The following is a 13,457-nucleotide window of genomic DNA, read 5'->3' on the forward strand; positions in this document are numbered from 1 at the left end:
GCACTACCACTTAAAGAGCTAAAAAACTTTAAGTTTGTTTACCTATACGGAAGTTTAATTTTTATACCATTCCTGAACATTTGAATTTAAAGTAATAAATATGAATATACTTTGACAATAAGTTCCTCCATGTGTTGGAATATATGTTATTGCTTCTTGCCTTTATGTTCTAGCTGAACTTTTGATAAGAGTATTAGTAAGGTCATAGAGAGGTATATATCGAAATCAGAACTAGAGTTTGCCCAATCAGGTATTATGAAAGTTATTTCTATAGGATGTGAGGTGTCTGTCACATTAAATGTCCAAATATCGCTGTAATGAGACCCATGAAGTGATGATGAAACGTTTATTTGTTCTATGTTTTTGCTGAAGGTAATTATAACAGGGGATTCTTCACTTTCGGCAATTCTTGCTTCTAAAAGGCCAAAAACCTTAATTTTGTTAAAGTCATTCATCAAAAATTTTTGAATTTGAGGTAAGTAATTTTTTGTTGGGAAGAAAATGGGCAAATTTGTTAAGTTGGGCTGAGCCTGGTCACTTAGCGACATCAACACTACAACTAAAATAAGGGTCAGTAAAACATTTAACATTTGTCGACTCTTCATTTTTGTTACCTCCTCAAAAATTAATATTTTTTAAAACTTAAGCCAGCCCTTCTAGTCGCTAAGTGGGTTTTTGCCGATTATTTCTTTTTGTAAAATTTATTTTCTACAGTAATATTTAAGCAAGTTTTGTACCAATTCACTGTATATAGCCAAAATTTATAAAAATTTTTAATGTGTATAATTTTTTATACAGTTTTTTATACTCAATTAATTTTTGCCAAAGATAATATACTTGAAAAAGTATTTGCACATTGAATCGAAGAAATAGGCAATGCATTTGATCTGTCTTATGCAAATAATATCATAAAAGGATGTAATAACAAGATTGAAGTGCTTAAAAAATAATTATAAAGCTCTACTATTTCCCTTATTTTACGATTTTGTTATAAAATTTCTAAAATTGAAGGATGAGTATACAGAAAGATACTAAAACTTAGAACAAAAAGCGGGTAAAAATTAGTATAAATTTAGCGAAATATGTAGAAAAAATCTTTTTTAAGAATAGAAGGAAATTCCTTATTTATATCGAAATAGTAATATGAGAAATTAAATAGACTTTGTTGAAAAAGGCAAACTCGTCGAAAGGCGGGGACGCAAAGCCACGGGTCTAAAGCAATAATCTTGCTATGACAGCCGGGCTGCCAACAATTATATATAACCTCCTGCCTTTTGGTAGGAGGTTATTAAGCAAGAAAGTGGTGTTTTATATGACTAATAAAGAAAAAATTTATAATATCATTTTAGAAAAAAGTAGAGAGTTTAACCTTCAAGATTTTCTGATAAGTAGAAAAGGTGGGGTTACTACAGAAGAAGTAGCGCAACTCTTAAAAATAGCTCGACCCAATGTATCTTTTATTTTAAATCGTCTTGTAAAAGAAGGAAAAATAGTTAAAATTATTTCAAAACCTGTATATTATATTGAAAAAAATAGATTAGCTTATTTTTTAGAAGAAAACGTTAAGGAAGAAATGCTTTTAAAAGACTTGATTGATTTTTTGCACTTAAAGGAAGAAAAAGAATGTACTTTTGAAAATATAATAGGACATGATGGTAGTCTCAAAGGGCAGATAGAGCAGGCCAAAGCAGCTGTATTATATCCTCCTTATGGGCTTCACACCCTTATCATAGGACCACCGGGTTCTGGTAAATCTTTTTTCGCAGAGATGATGCACAAATTTAGCCTTCAAAATGGTAGGGAAGGGCCATTTGAAGTCTTAAACTGTGCGGATTATTATAATAATCCTCAACTTCTTATGTCTCATTTGTTTGGTCATGTAAAAGGAGCCTATACAGGGGCAGATACGGATAAAATAGGTTTAGTAGAAAAAGCCGATAAAGGGATACTATTCCTTGACGAAGTACACAGGCTGCCTCCAGAAGGTCAAGAAATGCTCTTTTACCTTATTGACAAAGGAGTATATCGAAGATTGGGAGATACTGCTGAAAGAAAGGCTAACTTAATGATTATAGCAGCCACTACAGAAAAACCCGATTCTTTTCTTTTAAAAACTTTTATGAGACGGATACCAGTTATCATCCAACTGCCATCTTTTGAGGAAAGACCTTTAAATGAAAAAATAGAGATAATTATTTACCTTTTTAAAGAAGAAGCCAAACGGCTAAACTTAAATATTGTGGTACATCCGGAAGTAATTTCTTTGCTTTTGTCTTTGCAATATGAAGGAAATATTGGGGAGTTGAAATCCCTCCTTCAATTGATTTGTTCTAAAGCTTTTTTAATGAATTACGTGGCAAAGAGGAATTTTTTAAAAATTGATCTTACTTTGTTAAACCGTAGTTATTTGGGACTGGGTTGGGACGATAGAAGCGACAGATTAGTCTTTGATAAATTTTTAATCATTTCTCCTGAAAAAGAAAAGAAAATCGATAAATATGATTTTTATGAATTTATTGCTATGAAATATCATGAATTAAAAGAAAAGGGGATTAAAGGAATGTTACTTAAAAAGGAAATAATCGATTATATTAACAACTTTTTGGAAAGTATTCTTGAAGATAATTTTAGAAAAAATGGAAACCACTTATAGATTAGTATAACTAAGAATATATCAGTATAATATATCATCATAGAGATATTTTTAATTAATAGTGAATTATCAGGAAATATGAAGGGTGACAGGATTGATACAAAAGTTTATAATTGTAATCGAATTAACTCCTGCTATTACGGTAACGGAATAGAAAGGAGGAAATCCGCGATGAAAAATAAAATTTTGAAAATTACTCTACTATCTTTAATGATTTTTATTATGATTTTTGGAGGAATTACTTCGGCATACGCTTACGACAAAATCCACGTTGTTTCAAAAGGTGAGTCGCTATATTTAATAGCTAAATGGTATGGAAGTGATGTAAATAGCCTAAAAGAGGTAAATGGAAAATGGAGTGATTTGATATATCCCGGTGAAAAGTTAGTTGTGCCAGTAAACGTAAACACTGCTTATTACAATTATCTTGCTGATAGATATTTAATTGCAAAAATGATTTATGCTGAAGCTCGAGGAGAAAGCTTGGAAGGCCAAGTAGCTGTAGGTGCGGTAATTTTGAATAGAGTAAAAAGTAATATTTTCCCAGATACTGTAGCAGGAGTTATATATCAGTCAGATGCTTTTGAGTCTATAACAAATGGCGAGTTTTTCAATCACGAGCCTGACCTTACAGCTTTTAAAGCGGCAGATTTAGCTTTAGCTGGATGGGACCCAACGGGTGGAGCACTATACTTTTTCAATCCGGCTACTTCAACTTCTTGGTGGATATGGACAAGGACAGTTACTAATGTCATAGGGAACCACTGGTTTGCAATATAGAAAGGCGTCCTGCCTTTCTATATTGCATGTATTTTACATTATAAAATTTTACTTTTGTAAAAGAATAAGAATAGTACTAAAAATAGGAGCTGATCATATGGTATATATTTTTGTAGGAGGAAGTTCGGAAAAAAGTTTGCTTATAAGATTTTTATCCTACTGCGTAAATTCTAAAGAAGCAGTAATAGGACAGTTAAAAAATTATAACGAGAGAGCAGATATTTTGATTATTTCTGATATTTTAAACGAGGAAGATTTTAACAAGTTTAAAAATTATATTTATAGCTTTCCAAGCAGCATTATAATAACAAATGGAGATGATGAGCTATCAAATAAACTCTTTTCAAAAGGAATAAATTCTACCCTTATTACATGCGGTTTAAATCCAAAATCTTCCATTACTGCTTCTTCAATATCTTATGAAGAAGAGGGCTATGAATTTAATTATTGCGTACAAAGGGCTTTTTTTAATTTAAAGGGTAAATTGATAGAGCCATTGGAAATACCTGTTGAAATAAAAGTTTCTGAACAGTATAATATATATGACTCATTGTTTGTAATAACTGTATTATTGATTTTAGGAAATGAAATAAAAGATATACAAAATGTAGTTAAAACCTTTAAAGATAGTGGACAGTGGCAATTTTTTAAAAATTAATTTTAGAAATTACTTTTACTACCTGTCATAAATGCTTTCTAATTTTAATATATATTTTTAGAAGATACATAAGGGGAAGGGGAGAGTGAACACATGGCAGGCAACTTTTTGGAGAACAACGTAGTTGTAGTGGTGGGGAGAATTTTTACTGATTTAGAGTATAGCCATCAACTATATGGGGAAAAATTTTTTAATTTTATTTTGGAAGTTCCAAGATTGAGTGAGACGAAAGATTATCTTCCTGTCACTATTTCTAACCGTTTATTCGAAGGTATGAATTTAGAGGTTGGTACAAGGATAAAGATTGAGGGGCAATTAAGGTCTTACAATAGGAAATCACCAGAAGAGGGGAAAAATAAGTTGATTTTAACCATATTTGCTCGAGATATAATGGCATTGTCGGAAGAGGAAATAGTAAAAAATCCGAATGAAATTTTTTTGGATGGCTTTATTTGTAAAAAACCTGTTTATAGAACTACTCCTTTAGGAAGAGAAATAACCGATTTATTAATTGCTGTAAATAGGCCTTATAACAAATCTGATTACATACCTGTTATAGCGTGGGGGAGAAATGCGAGGTTTTCTGAGAAGTTGGAAATAGGGGATCGTATACGCTTGTGGGGAAGAGTACAGAGTAGGGAATACCAGAAAAAACTGGGCGATGAAGTGGCTACAAAGGTAGCTTATGAGGTTTCTATTACGAGAATGGAAGTGGTTGAAAAAGAATTGCAAAAGAGTTAGAATGGGAGTAACGGAGGACAAAAGGAGGAATGAATTTTGGAAAGAGGACTTATACAAGTTTATACTGGAGACGGCAAGGGGAAGACTACCGCTTCTATTGGTCTTGGCATAAGGGCAGTGGGAAGAGGATTTAAAGTATATATGGTACAATTTCTGAAAGGAACAGATACAGGAGAACTTCATACACTTAAGAATATTGAAAATTTTAAAGTTTTTAGGTTTCAATCAACAGAAAAGTTTTTTTGGAATTTAAATGAAGAGGAAAAGAAGATCCTTGCTGAGGATATGAAGAAAGCCTATGAATTTGTTGTAGATGTCCTCCAAAACAAAAAGTGCGATATCTTAATTTTAGATGAGATAATGGCGGCAATACATAGCAAGATGTACACTGTAGAGGATGTGCTAAAATTAATAGATATGAAACCTAAAGAGATGGAACTTGTTTTGACAGGTAGAAGTGCTCCTCAAGAAATTATTGAAAGGGCCGATTTGGTTACAGAAATGAAAGCAATTAAACATCCATTTGAAAAGGGAATACCAGCAAGATACGGTATAGAATACTAAAACACCCGAAAAATCGGGTGTTTTAATTAACCTCTTAAGTCTTCCATGAGTTTTGTTTTTTCACGAGTTTTATCATCTGCTACTTTTACAATTTTTGCCGGAACTCCTGCGACTACAGTGTTAGGAGGTACATCTTCTATTACAACTGATCCTGCTGCTATAACAGCCCCATGACCCACTCTTACTCCTTCTAATATAACTGCATTTGCACCAATAAGTACATTATCTTCAATTACAACTGGTACACTACTTGGTGGTTCTAACACTCCTGCTATGACAGCTCCCGCTCCTACATGGACGTTTTTGCCTATAATTCCTCTAGCGCCTATTACTGCGTTCATGTCTATCATAGAATTTTCACCAATTTCTGCACCTATATTTATCACTGCCCCCATCATTATCACAGCGTTTTTGCCTATTTTGACTTTATCTCTAATTATTGCACCTGGTTCTATTCTCGCGTCAAGATGCTTAATATCCAGTAAAGGAATTGCAGAGTTTCTGCGATCATACTCTAGATGATAATGTTTTATTTTATCTTTGTTTGCTTCAATCAATTTTTCCACGACATCTAGTTCTCCAAAAATGACTTTAAAGTTATCACAGCCATATACTTCTACTTCTTCGGTTTCTATAATTTCTATATTCCCTTGTATGTAAGCTCTAACGGGCGTTGACTTTTTTGCCTCTTTAATGTATCTTGCAATTTCATAAGGATTTGTTAAATTATCATTTGTACTCAAATACTATCATCCTTTCTTTACAAGGTCTTCCATGCTATATAACCCAGGTTTTTGACCTATTATGAATTTTGCAGCGTGTAGGGCACCATAGCCAAAAATTTCGCGGGATTGGGCAGAGTGACTTATGGTGATTACTTCATCGTGACCTGCAAAAATTACTTGATGTTCACCCACAATTGTGCCGCCCCTTACTGCATGTATCCCTAGTTCATTCGTTTTTCTCTGTTCAGTTTTAGTATGGCGTCCATACACGTATTCTTTTTTGTCATTTAGTACTTGGTTTATGCTATCTGCAATCATTAACGCAGTGCCACTTGGAGCATCTTTTTTCATATTGTGATGTTTCTCTATTATTTCTATGTCAAAATCTTGCTGCAATATTTTTGCAGCTTCTTTTACAAGGTTTATAAGAATATTCACTCCAAGGGACATATTGGCAGATTTGAAAATTGGTATTTCTTTTGATGCCTCTTCTATGACCTTTAATTCTTCTTCACTAAGTCCTGTTGTGGCAATGACTACAGGAAGTTTCTTTTGTAGAGCGGCTTTTACTAAATTAGGTACAGCTTCATGGTATGAAAAGTCAATTACTACATCCGCTTCTTCTTTTACATCTTTTAAATCGCTGTAAACAGGAAATTCAAGAGGAGAGAGGTTTTTATCTACTCCTGCTACTATTTTAAAATCGGGGTTTTCTGCTGCTAACTTTGCTACGACTTTTCCCATTTTTCCGTTACAGCCGTGAATTATTATTCTAATCATTAATTTGCCTCCTTCAATAAACCGTATTTTGAAAGAACAGATTTCAGATATTCTAAGTTTTTATCGCTCATTTCAACAAGTGGGAGGCGCAAAGGTCCTACGTTGAATCCCATTAAGTTCATAGCAGTTTTTACAGGAATAGGGTTTGTTTCTATGAAAAGTGCTTTATTCAAAGGATTAAGTTCTAATTGCATGTTTCTTGCCTTTTCTATGTCCCCATTTAAATAAGCGGTAGTCATCTCATGTATTTTTGCCGGGATTATATTTGCCGTGACAGAGATTACGCCTAAGCCACCCAAAGACATTATTGGTATTACTTGGTCGTCATTTCCTGAGTATATTTCGAAAGATTTACCCATAATACGGGCAATTTCAGCTACCTGTACGATGTCACCACTGGCTTCTTTTACTCCAACTACGTTGTCTACATGTTTACTCAATTCAAGATAAGTTTCTGGCAGCATGTTGAGAGATGTCCTGCTGGGGACATTATAGATAATAATAGGTATGTCTACGTGTCTTGCTATTTCAGTAAAGTGAGCCACTAATCCCTTTTGTGTTGTTTTGTTGTAATAGGGTGTTATAACTAAAAGAGCGTCAGCACCTGCAGATTGAGCATATTCACTCATTTCAACGGCATGGGCTGTATTGTTAGAACCGGTCCCTGCAATTACTGGTATTCTTCCGGCAACTTTTTCAACGGTAAATTTAATTGCCGCTTGTTGCTCTTCTTGTGTCATTGTAGAGGCTTCACCAGTGGTACCACATATGATGATTGCATCAGTTCCTTCTTTGATATGCCATTCAATAAGCTCTCCAAGTTTTTCGAAATTTACGCCTTCTTCGTTAAATGGGGTAACAATAGCGACACCTGACCCTTTAAAAACAGGCATAATTATTCTCCTTTCACATATTTTTAATTAAAAGTTCCGCTATTTGAACGGCGTTCGTAGCTGCCCCTTTTCTTATGTTGTCAGCTACAATCCACATGTTCACACCGCTGTAGACTGTTTCATCTCTTCTTATTCTGCCTACAAAAACTTCATCTTTTCCTGTGGCATAAGTTGCAAGAGGATAAATATTATTTTGAGGATCGTCTTGTACAACAACTCCTGGAGCATGTTTTAAGACCTCTATTAATTCTTCCATTTCATAAGGCCTTGCAAATTCTACATTGACAGATTCACTGTGAGAGTTTGCAACAGGTACTCTTACTGTTGTAGGAGATACCTTTATTGAACTATCTCCCATGATTTTCTTGGTTTCGTTTATCATTTTTAATTCTTCCTTTGTATATCCATTTGGTGCGAAAGAATCAATGTGAGGAATACAGTTGTTTGCAATAGGGTGAGGGAATACTTGGCATGGTTCTCCTTTTAAACTCCTTTCAAGGTCATCTACACCTTTTTTGCCTGCTCCCGACACTGCTTGATAGGTGGATACCACTATTCTTTTTATTTTATATTTGTCGTGAAGAGGCTTTAAAGGAACTACCATTTGAATGGTAGAGCAATTAGGATTTGCTATTATTCCTTTGTGCCATGATATGTCTTGAGGATTTACTTCAGGAACTACTAAGGGTACATTTTCATCCATTCTCCAAGCGCTGGAATTGTCAATTACGACTACGCCATGAGAAGCAGCTATTGGAGCGAATTGCTTGCTTATAGTTGCACCAGCAGAAAAAAGAGCTATTTGAATGTCTCTTTTAAAACTTTCTTCAGTAAGTTCTTCTACAATGTATTCATTACCTCTAAATGTGATTTTTTGACCAGCAGATTTGGAAGAAGCAAATAAGTAAAGTTTGTCAACTGGGAAATTTCTATCTTCCATTACCTTAAGAAAAGTCCTACCTACCATTCCGGTAGCTCCTACAATTGCTACATTAACTCCCATTATTATCCTCCTCTAAAGTTCTAAGATTATGACAATATTTCATTTATACGCTGGATTAAAGCAGGTTTATTTAATTTAAAATATATCATTATTATTATATGAAGTCAATAAAATAAGGATTACAGATGAACAAAAAGCCTAAAAAGTAGTTATTACTTTTTAGACTTTGCAGATTTTTCAAGAGATTTTATATCTTGTAGAAGTACTTCTGTCTTTATTTTAGTTAAAACTTTATTTTGAGATTTTATTGCTTTTTGTAATTCGGTAACTCCTACTTCAAATTTGTCAGCTGGATTTTTTGCTTCTTTAGGAAGTTTTGGCTTTAAGGTTTGCCACACAGAATTTATATCTATCAAATCTTTTGAAATTTCTTCCCACTTTTGTACTTCGCTTTTAAAAGCGATATCTTGAGCGTAAAATTTTAATCTTTTTATGTCAGTAGGTGTGTCTGTTTGAAAGAGGTCTTCTAAATCAGGAATATATTTATACACATTATTTGCATATATTAAAACATCAATTTTTGATTTTTTATCTGCTACAACGGTAAGGTCATTTATAGCAGCACTCATACTATTTATTAGATTTAAGTTTGCTCCTTTTTTGGTAACTAAAGGAGTTAATGAGTTCCAATCTGTATGAATATTTTTTATTGCTTTGTTAATTTCTTCCCAAGATTTATCTTCAGGAGTTTTCTTTAGTGCTTTTTTATCCTCTTCCTTTTTATCTTTTTTTTCTTTATCACTTTGTTTTTCTTGATCACTTTGCGGTTTTTCCTTTATTTTCTGTGCTTCTTTTATTATTTTTTCTATATCTTTTTCTATTTTAGATAGTTCTTTTGGTACTTCTGTTTTTTGACTTGTTTGAGGCTTTTTTTGAGGTTTATTTTGTTGTTTATTTTTACAACCTGACAAGTTGAATAAAAGCAACAAAATAAAAATGGTACATACTATTTTAGAGTATTTTTTCATACTATCACCTCAAAAATAGTATGTCCATCTTAAATTTTAGTATTCTAGTTAGCTTTTCTTTCTACTAATTGATCTTTGTACTGCAGCATATACAAATTGTAGTATAAACCTTTTTTCTGCAATAGTTCGTTGTGAGTGCCCATTTCTCTGATTTGCCCTTTGTGAAGTACGATTATTTTGTCTGCATGTTGTATGGTTGATAATCTATGGGCTATTGCAATAGTAGTGCGACCTCTTGTGAGCTTTTTTAAAGCATCCTGTATGAGCATTTCTGTCTCTGTGTCGATATTTGCTGTTGCCTCGTCCAATACGAGTATTTTAGGGTTAAAGGCCAAAGCTCTTGCAAAAGCTAAAAGTTGTCTTTGACCGGCTGACAAAGTAGAGCCTCTTTCGGTCACTTTTGACTCATAGCCTTCTGGAAGTTTTTTTATGAAGTGATGAGCATTTACATATCTTGCTACCGTGTAAATGTCGTTGTCTGTTATGCTTTTGTTGCTTAGTCTTATGTTTGATTTAATATCTCCCGTAAAAAGAAAGACATCCTGCAATACAACGGCTATATGTTTTCTTAAATCTTGTTGCCTTACTTTTCTTATATCAATTCCGTCAATTAAAATTTCGCCTTTTTGTATATCATAGAATCTACTTAAGAGATTTATTATAGAGGTTTTTCCTGCTCCAGTTGCCCCTACAAGTGCTACTGTCTCGCCAGGATTGACCACAAAACTTACATCTTTTAATACCCAGTCTTTTCCGTTGTAAGAAAACCAGACATTTTTAAATTCTATTTTTCCTTGTATGTCTTCTAAAGGAATAGGTTCTTCAGGGTCCTTTATTTGTTCTTTTGTATCTAAAAGTATAAAAATTCTTTCTGCTGAAGCCATTGCCGATTGAAGTATATCATATTTTTCTGATATATCAAAAATTGGGTGAAACATTTGTTGCAGATAATTTACAAAAGCGTAAAGTACGCCAAATTCAATTTTGCGAGATATTATATCTTTTCCACCATACCAGATTAAAAGAGCCAAAGTTAAAGAATATATTACGTCCATAGAAGGACGGAATATTGCAAAAATTGTAAGCTGCCTCATGTTAGCGTCATAATAATCTTTATTTATTTTTTCAAATTCTTTGCTTTTTTTATGTTCTGTTACAAAAAGTTGTACAATTTTCATTCCACTTATGTGTTCTGAAAGAAAAGCATTTATTCTGGCAAGGCGAACTCTTACAAGTCTATAAGCTTGCGAAGCTAATTTTCTGTATATGTACATTCCTACAATAATTAACGGAGTAGTTGAGAGGCTGATTAATGCAAGTTTTACATTATAACTTACCATGGCAATGATTATTCCTAATATTATAAAGATGTCGTTAAAAAGATTTGCTATGACACTTGTGTACATTTCATTTAAAGTGTCTGTGTCGTTTGTAACACGTGTTACCAATCTTCCTACAGGGTTTTTATCAAAAAATGATAATGATAAACTCTGTATATGTTCAAATATTTGTTGCCTTAAGTTAAAAATTATTCTTTGACCTGTGTATTGAATCAAATAAATCTGTCCATAATTTATGATAAAGGCTACAGTTATGATTATTAAATACAAAATTCCTATATGTGTAACGCCATTTATTGCTTCTACTTTAGGAATGTTAGGATTATTTATATAGTTATCAATGGCTTTTTGGACGAGGTATGGTCGTAGAAGGTTTGATGCTGTTACTAAAAGTATACTTACAGCTGCTATAAAAATGTATAACCAGTAAGGTTTAGCGTATGTCAAAAGCCTTTTCATTATTTTAATGTCAAAAGGTTTGGTCATTACTTCTTCTTGCTGATATTCCACCTTTATCACCACCTTAAATCTCTTCGTTTAATATTGCATTTTCCATTTGCTGTTTTTCATAAATACTGTTATAGAGACCTTTTAACTTAATAAGCTCTTCATGGGTTCCTCTTTCAACTATTTCCCCATTATCTAATACTATGATTTCATCAGCGTTTTTTATAGTAGAGATTCTATGAGAGACAATTATAGTTGTTCTATTTTTCATATATTCGCGTAAATTGTTTAATATGGTTTCTTCTGTGTTTGTATCTACAGCAGAGAGGCTATCGTCCAAAATGAGGATTTTTGGTTCTTTTATTAAAGCCCTTGCGATAGCTATCCTTTGCTTTTGACCGCCTGAGAGAGTTACTCCTCTTTCGCCTACAATTGTTTGATATTGCTGCGGAAAATCCATTATATCTTTATGGACATCTGCCATTGTAGCAAATTCTTGTATTTTTTCTAGAGATTCTTCCTTGACAAAGGCTATATTATTGGCTATAGTATCTGAAAATATAAAATTGTCCTGAGGGACAAAACCAATGCTTTGTCTTAGAACTTTTAAGGGTATTTCGTTGATGTCGTGCCCATCAATAAATATGGTATCTTGCGGTACTTTATAAAGCCTTGCAAGTAAATTTACAAGAGTACTTTTACCACTACCGGTTTTGCCTATTATAGCTAGAGTTTTTCCTTTTGGAAGGCTTATGTTTATATTTTTTAAAACAGGAGGTAAGCCTTTTTTATAAGAAAATGTGAGATTTCTTATTTCTATATTTCCTTCAATTGTTGTAATATTTGGATCAGCGTAATTATCTGTTATCTCAGGTACTTCACTGAAAATTATATTTAGCCTTTCCATGGAGGCAGAACCTCTCTGAAAAATATTTATTACCCAGCCAAATGCCATCATAGGCCAGATAAGCATTCCTAAGTAGCTGGTAAATGCTACAAAATCACCTAAAGTGATTATTCCTTTTATAACTTGTATTCCACCATAAAGCAAAGCTATTGTAAAACTTAATGCTGCTAAAAATTGAACGGTAGGGTCAAATAATCCCCAGATTTTAATCATATCCATATTTGCCTTAAAGTTTTTTAGATTTTCTTTTCTAAAGTTTTCTATTTCTTCTTTTTCTTGAACAAAAGCTTTAATTACTCTTATGCCAGATATGCTTTCTTGAACTTTATCTGTTAAAGAGGAAAAAGCCTCTTGAACTTTTAAAAATCTTGAGTGAATGACTTTGCCAAAACGAGTAACTATTAGTGCAATAACGGGTAAGGGCAGTAAGGCTAAAATAGTAAGTTTTGGATCGATTGTAAATATCATTATAAGTATTATAGATATAGCTAAAAATGAGGCATCTACTGACATTATGATTCCAGGTCCTAGTGCCATTCTTACAGCGTTGATATCATTTGTAGCATGAGCCATTAAATCACCTGTTTTGTGTTCGTTATAATATTGTGGTGAAAGCTCAAGTAATTTAAAAAAAAGTTTTTCTCTTAGTTCTTTTTCCAAAAGCCTTGACAATCCCATTATTTTCATACGCCAAATAAATCTAAAAGCAAATACCAAAATAGCTATACCTATTATCCAAAAAGAATACGTTAACAATACCTTTGGAGTTAAGTCTTTACTTTTAAATAAATCAGTTACTGAACCTAATAAATGGGGAACTATCATTTGAAGTATGTCTACTGCTAATAAAAAAATTATACCTATTATGTAATTCCACTTGTGTTTTTTTATAAATGGGATAACTGTTGCAAAACTTTTCATAAAATCCCCCCTAAAACTACAAACCGTTTTGTAAACTTAAATGAAAGTTGAGGACTTCAATCCTTTCTGGTACAATG

The 13,457-nt window shown here is 32.9% G+C and carries 13 protein-coding genes and 1 riboswitch; of the genes, 5 read left to right on the forward strand and 8 right to left on the reverse strand.

What is annotated here, in order from left to right:
* Positions 1 to 146 precede the first annotated feature (146 nt).
* Positions 147 to 605, reverse strand: coding sequence for a hypothetical protein (locus I4N53_RS00355; RefSeq protein WP_028991526.1), 459 nt, complete (start codon positions 603 to 605; stop codon positions 147 to 149).
* A 558-nt stretch (positions 606 to 1,163) separates the two neighbouring features.
* Positions 1,164 to 1,251: riboswitch (cyclic di-GMP riboswitch) on the forward strand.
* Positions 1,252 to 1,312: 61 nt separating this feature from the next.
* Between I4N53_RS00355 and I4N53_RS00360 the strand changes: the two genes are divergently transcribed.
* The 5 genes from I4N53_RS00360 to I4N53_RS00380 all read left to right on the forward strand — a co-directional run bounded on the left by I4N53_RS00360 (position 1,313) and on the right by I4N53_RS00380 (position 5,396).
* Positions 1,313 to 2,653: a sigma-54-dependent transcriptional regulator gene (locus tag I4N53_RS00360; protein ID WP_214495314.1), complete on the forward strand. Its 1,341-nt coding sequence runs from the start codon at positions 1,313 to 1,315 to the stop codon at positions 2,651 to 2,653.
* A 171-nt stretch (positions 2,654 to 2,824) separates the two neighbouring features.
* On the forward strand, positions 2,825 to 3,433 hold the full coding sequence (locus I4N53_RS00365; protein ID WP_012994856.1) for a cell wall hydrolase: 609 nt from the start codon (positions 2,825 to 2,827) through the stop codon (positions 3,431 to 3,433).
* 97 nt (positions 3,434 to 3,530) lie between these two features.
* Positions 3,531 to 4,091 (forward strand): hypothetical protein, encoded by a 561-nt coding sequence (locus I4N53_RS00370; RefSeq protein ID WP_028991524.1) that lies wholly within the window; start codon positions 3,531 to 3,533, stop codon positions 4,089 to 4,091.
* 93 nt (positions 4,092 to 4,184) lie between these two features.
* Positions 4,185 to 4,832 carry a single-stranded DNA-binding protein gene (locus tag I4N53_RS00375; RefSeq protein ID WP_012994858.1) on the forward strand — a complete coding sequence of 216 codons (648 nt, stop codon included), beginning with the start codon at positions 4,185 to 4,187 and terminating at the stop codon, positions 4,830 to 4,832.
* A gap of 36 nt (positions 4,833 to 4,868) precedes the next feature.
* The gene (locus tag I4N53_RS00380) at positions 4,869 to 5,396 is read left to right on the forward strand and encodes a cob(I)yrinic acid a,c-diamide adenosyltransferase (protein WP_214495315.1); all 528 of its coding nucleotides are present in this window, start codon (positions 4,869 to 4,871) and stop codon (positions 5,394 to 5,396) included.
* Between the two features lie 26 nt (positions 5,397 to 5,422).
* Here the strand turns inward: I4N53_RS00380 and dapD are convergent, their stop codons facing one another.
* The 7 genes from dapD to I4N53_RS00415 all read right to left on the reverse strand — a co-directional run bounded on the left by dapD (position 5,423) and on the right by I4N53_RS00415 (position 13,380).
* The gene (gene dapD / locus I4N53_RS00385; protein ID WP_214495316.1) at positions 5,423 to 6,139 is read right to left on the reverse strand and encodes a 2,3,4,5-tetrahydropyridine-2,6-dicarboxylate N-acetyltransferase; all 717 of its coding nucleotides are present in this window, start codon (positions 6,137 to 6,139) and stop codon (positions 5,423 to 5,425) included.
* 6 nt (positions 6,140 to 6,145) lie between these two features.
* Positions 6,146 to 6,901, reverse strand: a complete 756-nt coding sequence (dapB, locus tag I4N53_RS00390) for a 4-hydroxy-tetrahydrodipicolinate reductase (RefSeq protein ID WP_214495317.1) — start codon at positions 6,899 to 6,901, stop codon at positions 6,146 to 6,148.
* A complete protein-coding gene (gene dapA, locus I4N53_RS00395) occupies positions 6,901 to 7,794 on the reverse strand; it encodes a 4-hydroxy-tetrahydrodipicolinate synthase (protein ID WP_013150080.1) in 894 nt (297 codons plus the stop codon). The genes dapB and dapA overlap by 1 nt, the downstream gene beginning before the upstream one ends.
* A 13-nt stretch (positions 7,795 to 7,807) precedes the next feature.
* Entirely contained in the window at positions 7,808 to 8,797 is a 990-nt protein-coding gene (locus I4N53_RS00400) for an aspartate-semialdehyde dehydrogenase (RefSeq protein WP_013150081.1), read from the reverse strand.
* Positions 8,798 to 8,949: 152 nt separating this feature from the next.
* Complete coding sequence (locus I4N53_RS00405) at positions 8,950 to 9,765, reverse strand: hypothetical protein (protein ID WP_012994864.1); 816 nt, start codon at positions 9,763 to 9,765, stop codon at positions 8,950 to 8,952.
* Between the two features lie 44 nt (positions 9,766 to 9,809).
* Positions 9,810 to 11,615, reverse strand: a complete 1,806-nt coding sequence (locus tag I4N53_RS00410; RefSeq protein ID WP_012994865.1) for an ABC transporter ATP-binding protein — start codon at positions 11,613 to 11,615, stop codon at positions 9,810 to 9,812.
* A gap of 13 nt (positions 11,616 to 11,628) precedes the next feature.
* Positions 11,629 to 13,380, reverse strand: a complete 1,752-nt coding sequence (locus tag I4N53_RS00415) for an ABC transporter ATP-binding protein (protein WP_012994866.1) — start codon at positions 13,378 to 13,380, stop codon at positions 11,629 to 11,631.
* Between the last annotated feature and the right edge of the window lie 77 nt (positions 13,381 to 13,457).

The sequence above is a fragment of the Thermoanaerobacter sp. CM-CNRG TB177 genome, from assembly GCF_018588165.1.
Taxonomy (GTDB): domain Bacteria; phylum Bacillota; class Thermoanaerobacteria; order Thermoanaerobacterales; family Thermoanaerobacteraceae; genus Thermoanaerobacter; species Thermoanaerobacter thermocopriae.

Coding starts and splice junctions, on each gene's coding strand:
- dapB (WP_214495317.1), bottom strand. CDS start 6,901: ATGATTAGAATAATAATTCACGGCTGTAACGGAAAAATGGGAAAAGTC.
- I4N53_RS00365 (WP_012994856.1), top strand. CDS start 2,825: ATGAAAAATAAAATTTTGAAAATTACTCTACTATCTTTAATGATTTTT.
- I4N53_RS00405 (WP_012994864.1), bottom strand. CDS start 9,765: ATGAAAAAATACTCTAAAATAGTATGTACCATTTTTATTTTGTTGCTT.
- dapA (WP_013150080.1), bottom strand. CDS start 7,794: ATGCCTGTTTTTAAAGGGTCAGGTGTCGCTATTGTTACCCCATTTAAC.
- I4N53_RS00370 (WP_028991524.1), top strand. CDS start 3,531: ATGGTATATATTTTTGTAGGAGGAAGTTCGGAAAAAAGTTTGCTTATA.
- I4N53_RS00360 (WP_214495314.1), top strand. CDS start 1,313: ATGACTAATAAAGAAAAAATTTATAATATCATTTTAGAAAAAAGTAGA.
- I4N53_RS00415 (WP_012994866.1), bottom strand. CDS start 13,380: ATGAAAAGTTTTGCAACAGTTATCCCATTTATAAAAAAACACAAGTGG.
- I4N53_RS00400 (WP_013150081.1), bottom strand. CDS start 8,797: ATGGGAGTTAATGTAGCAATTGTAGGAGCTACCGGAATGGTAGGTAGG.
- I4N53_RS00355 (WP_028991526.1), bottom strand. CDS start 605: ATGAAGAGTCGACAAATGTTAAATGTTTTACTGACCCTTATTTTAGTT.
- I4N53_RS00375 (WP_012994858.1), top strand. CDS start 4,185: ATGGCAGGCAACTTTTTGGAGAACAACGTAGTTGTAGTGGTGGGGAGA.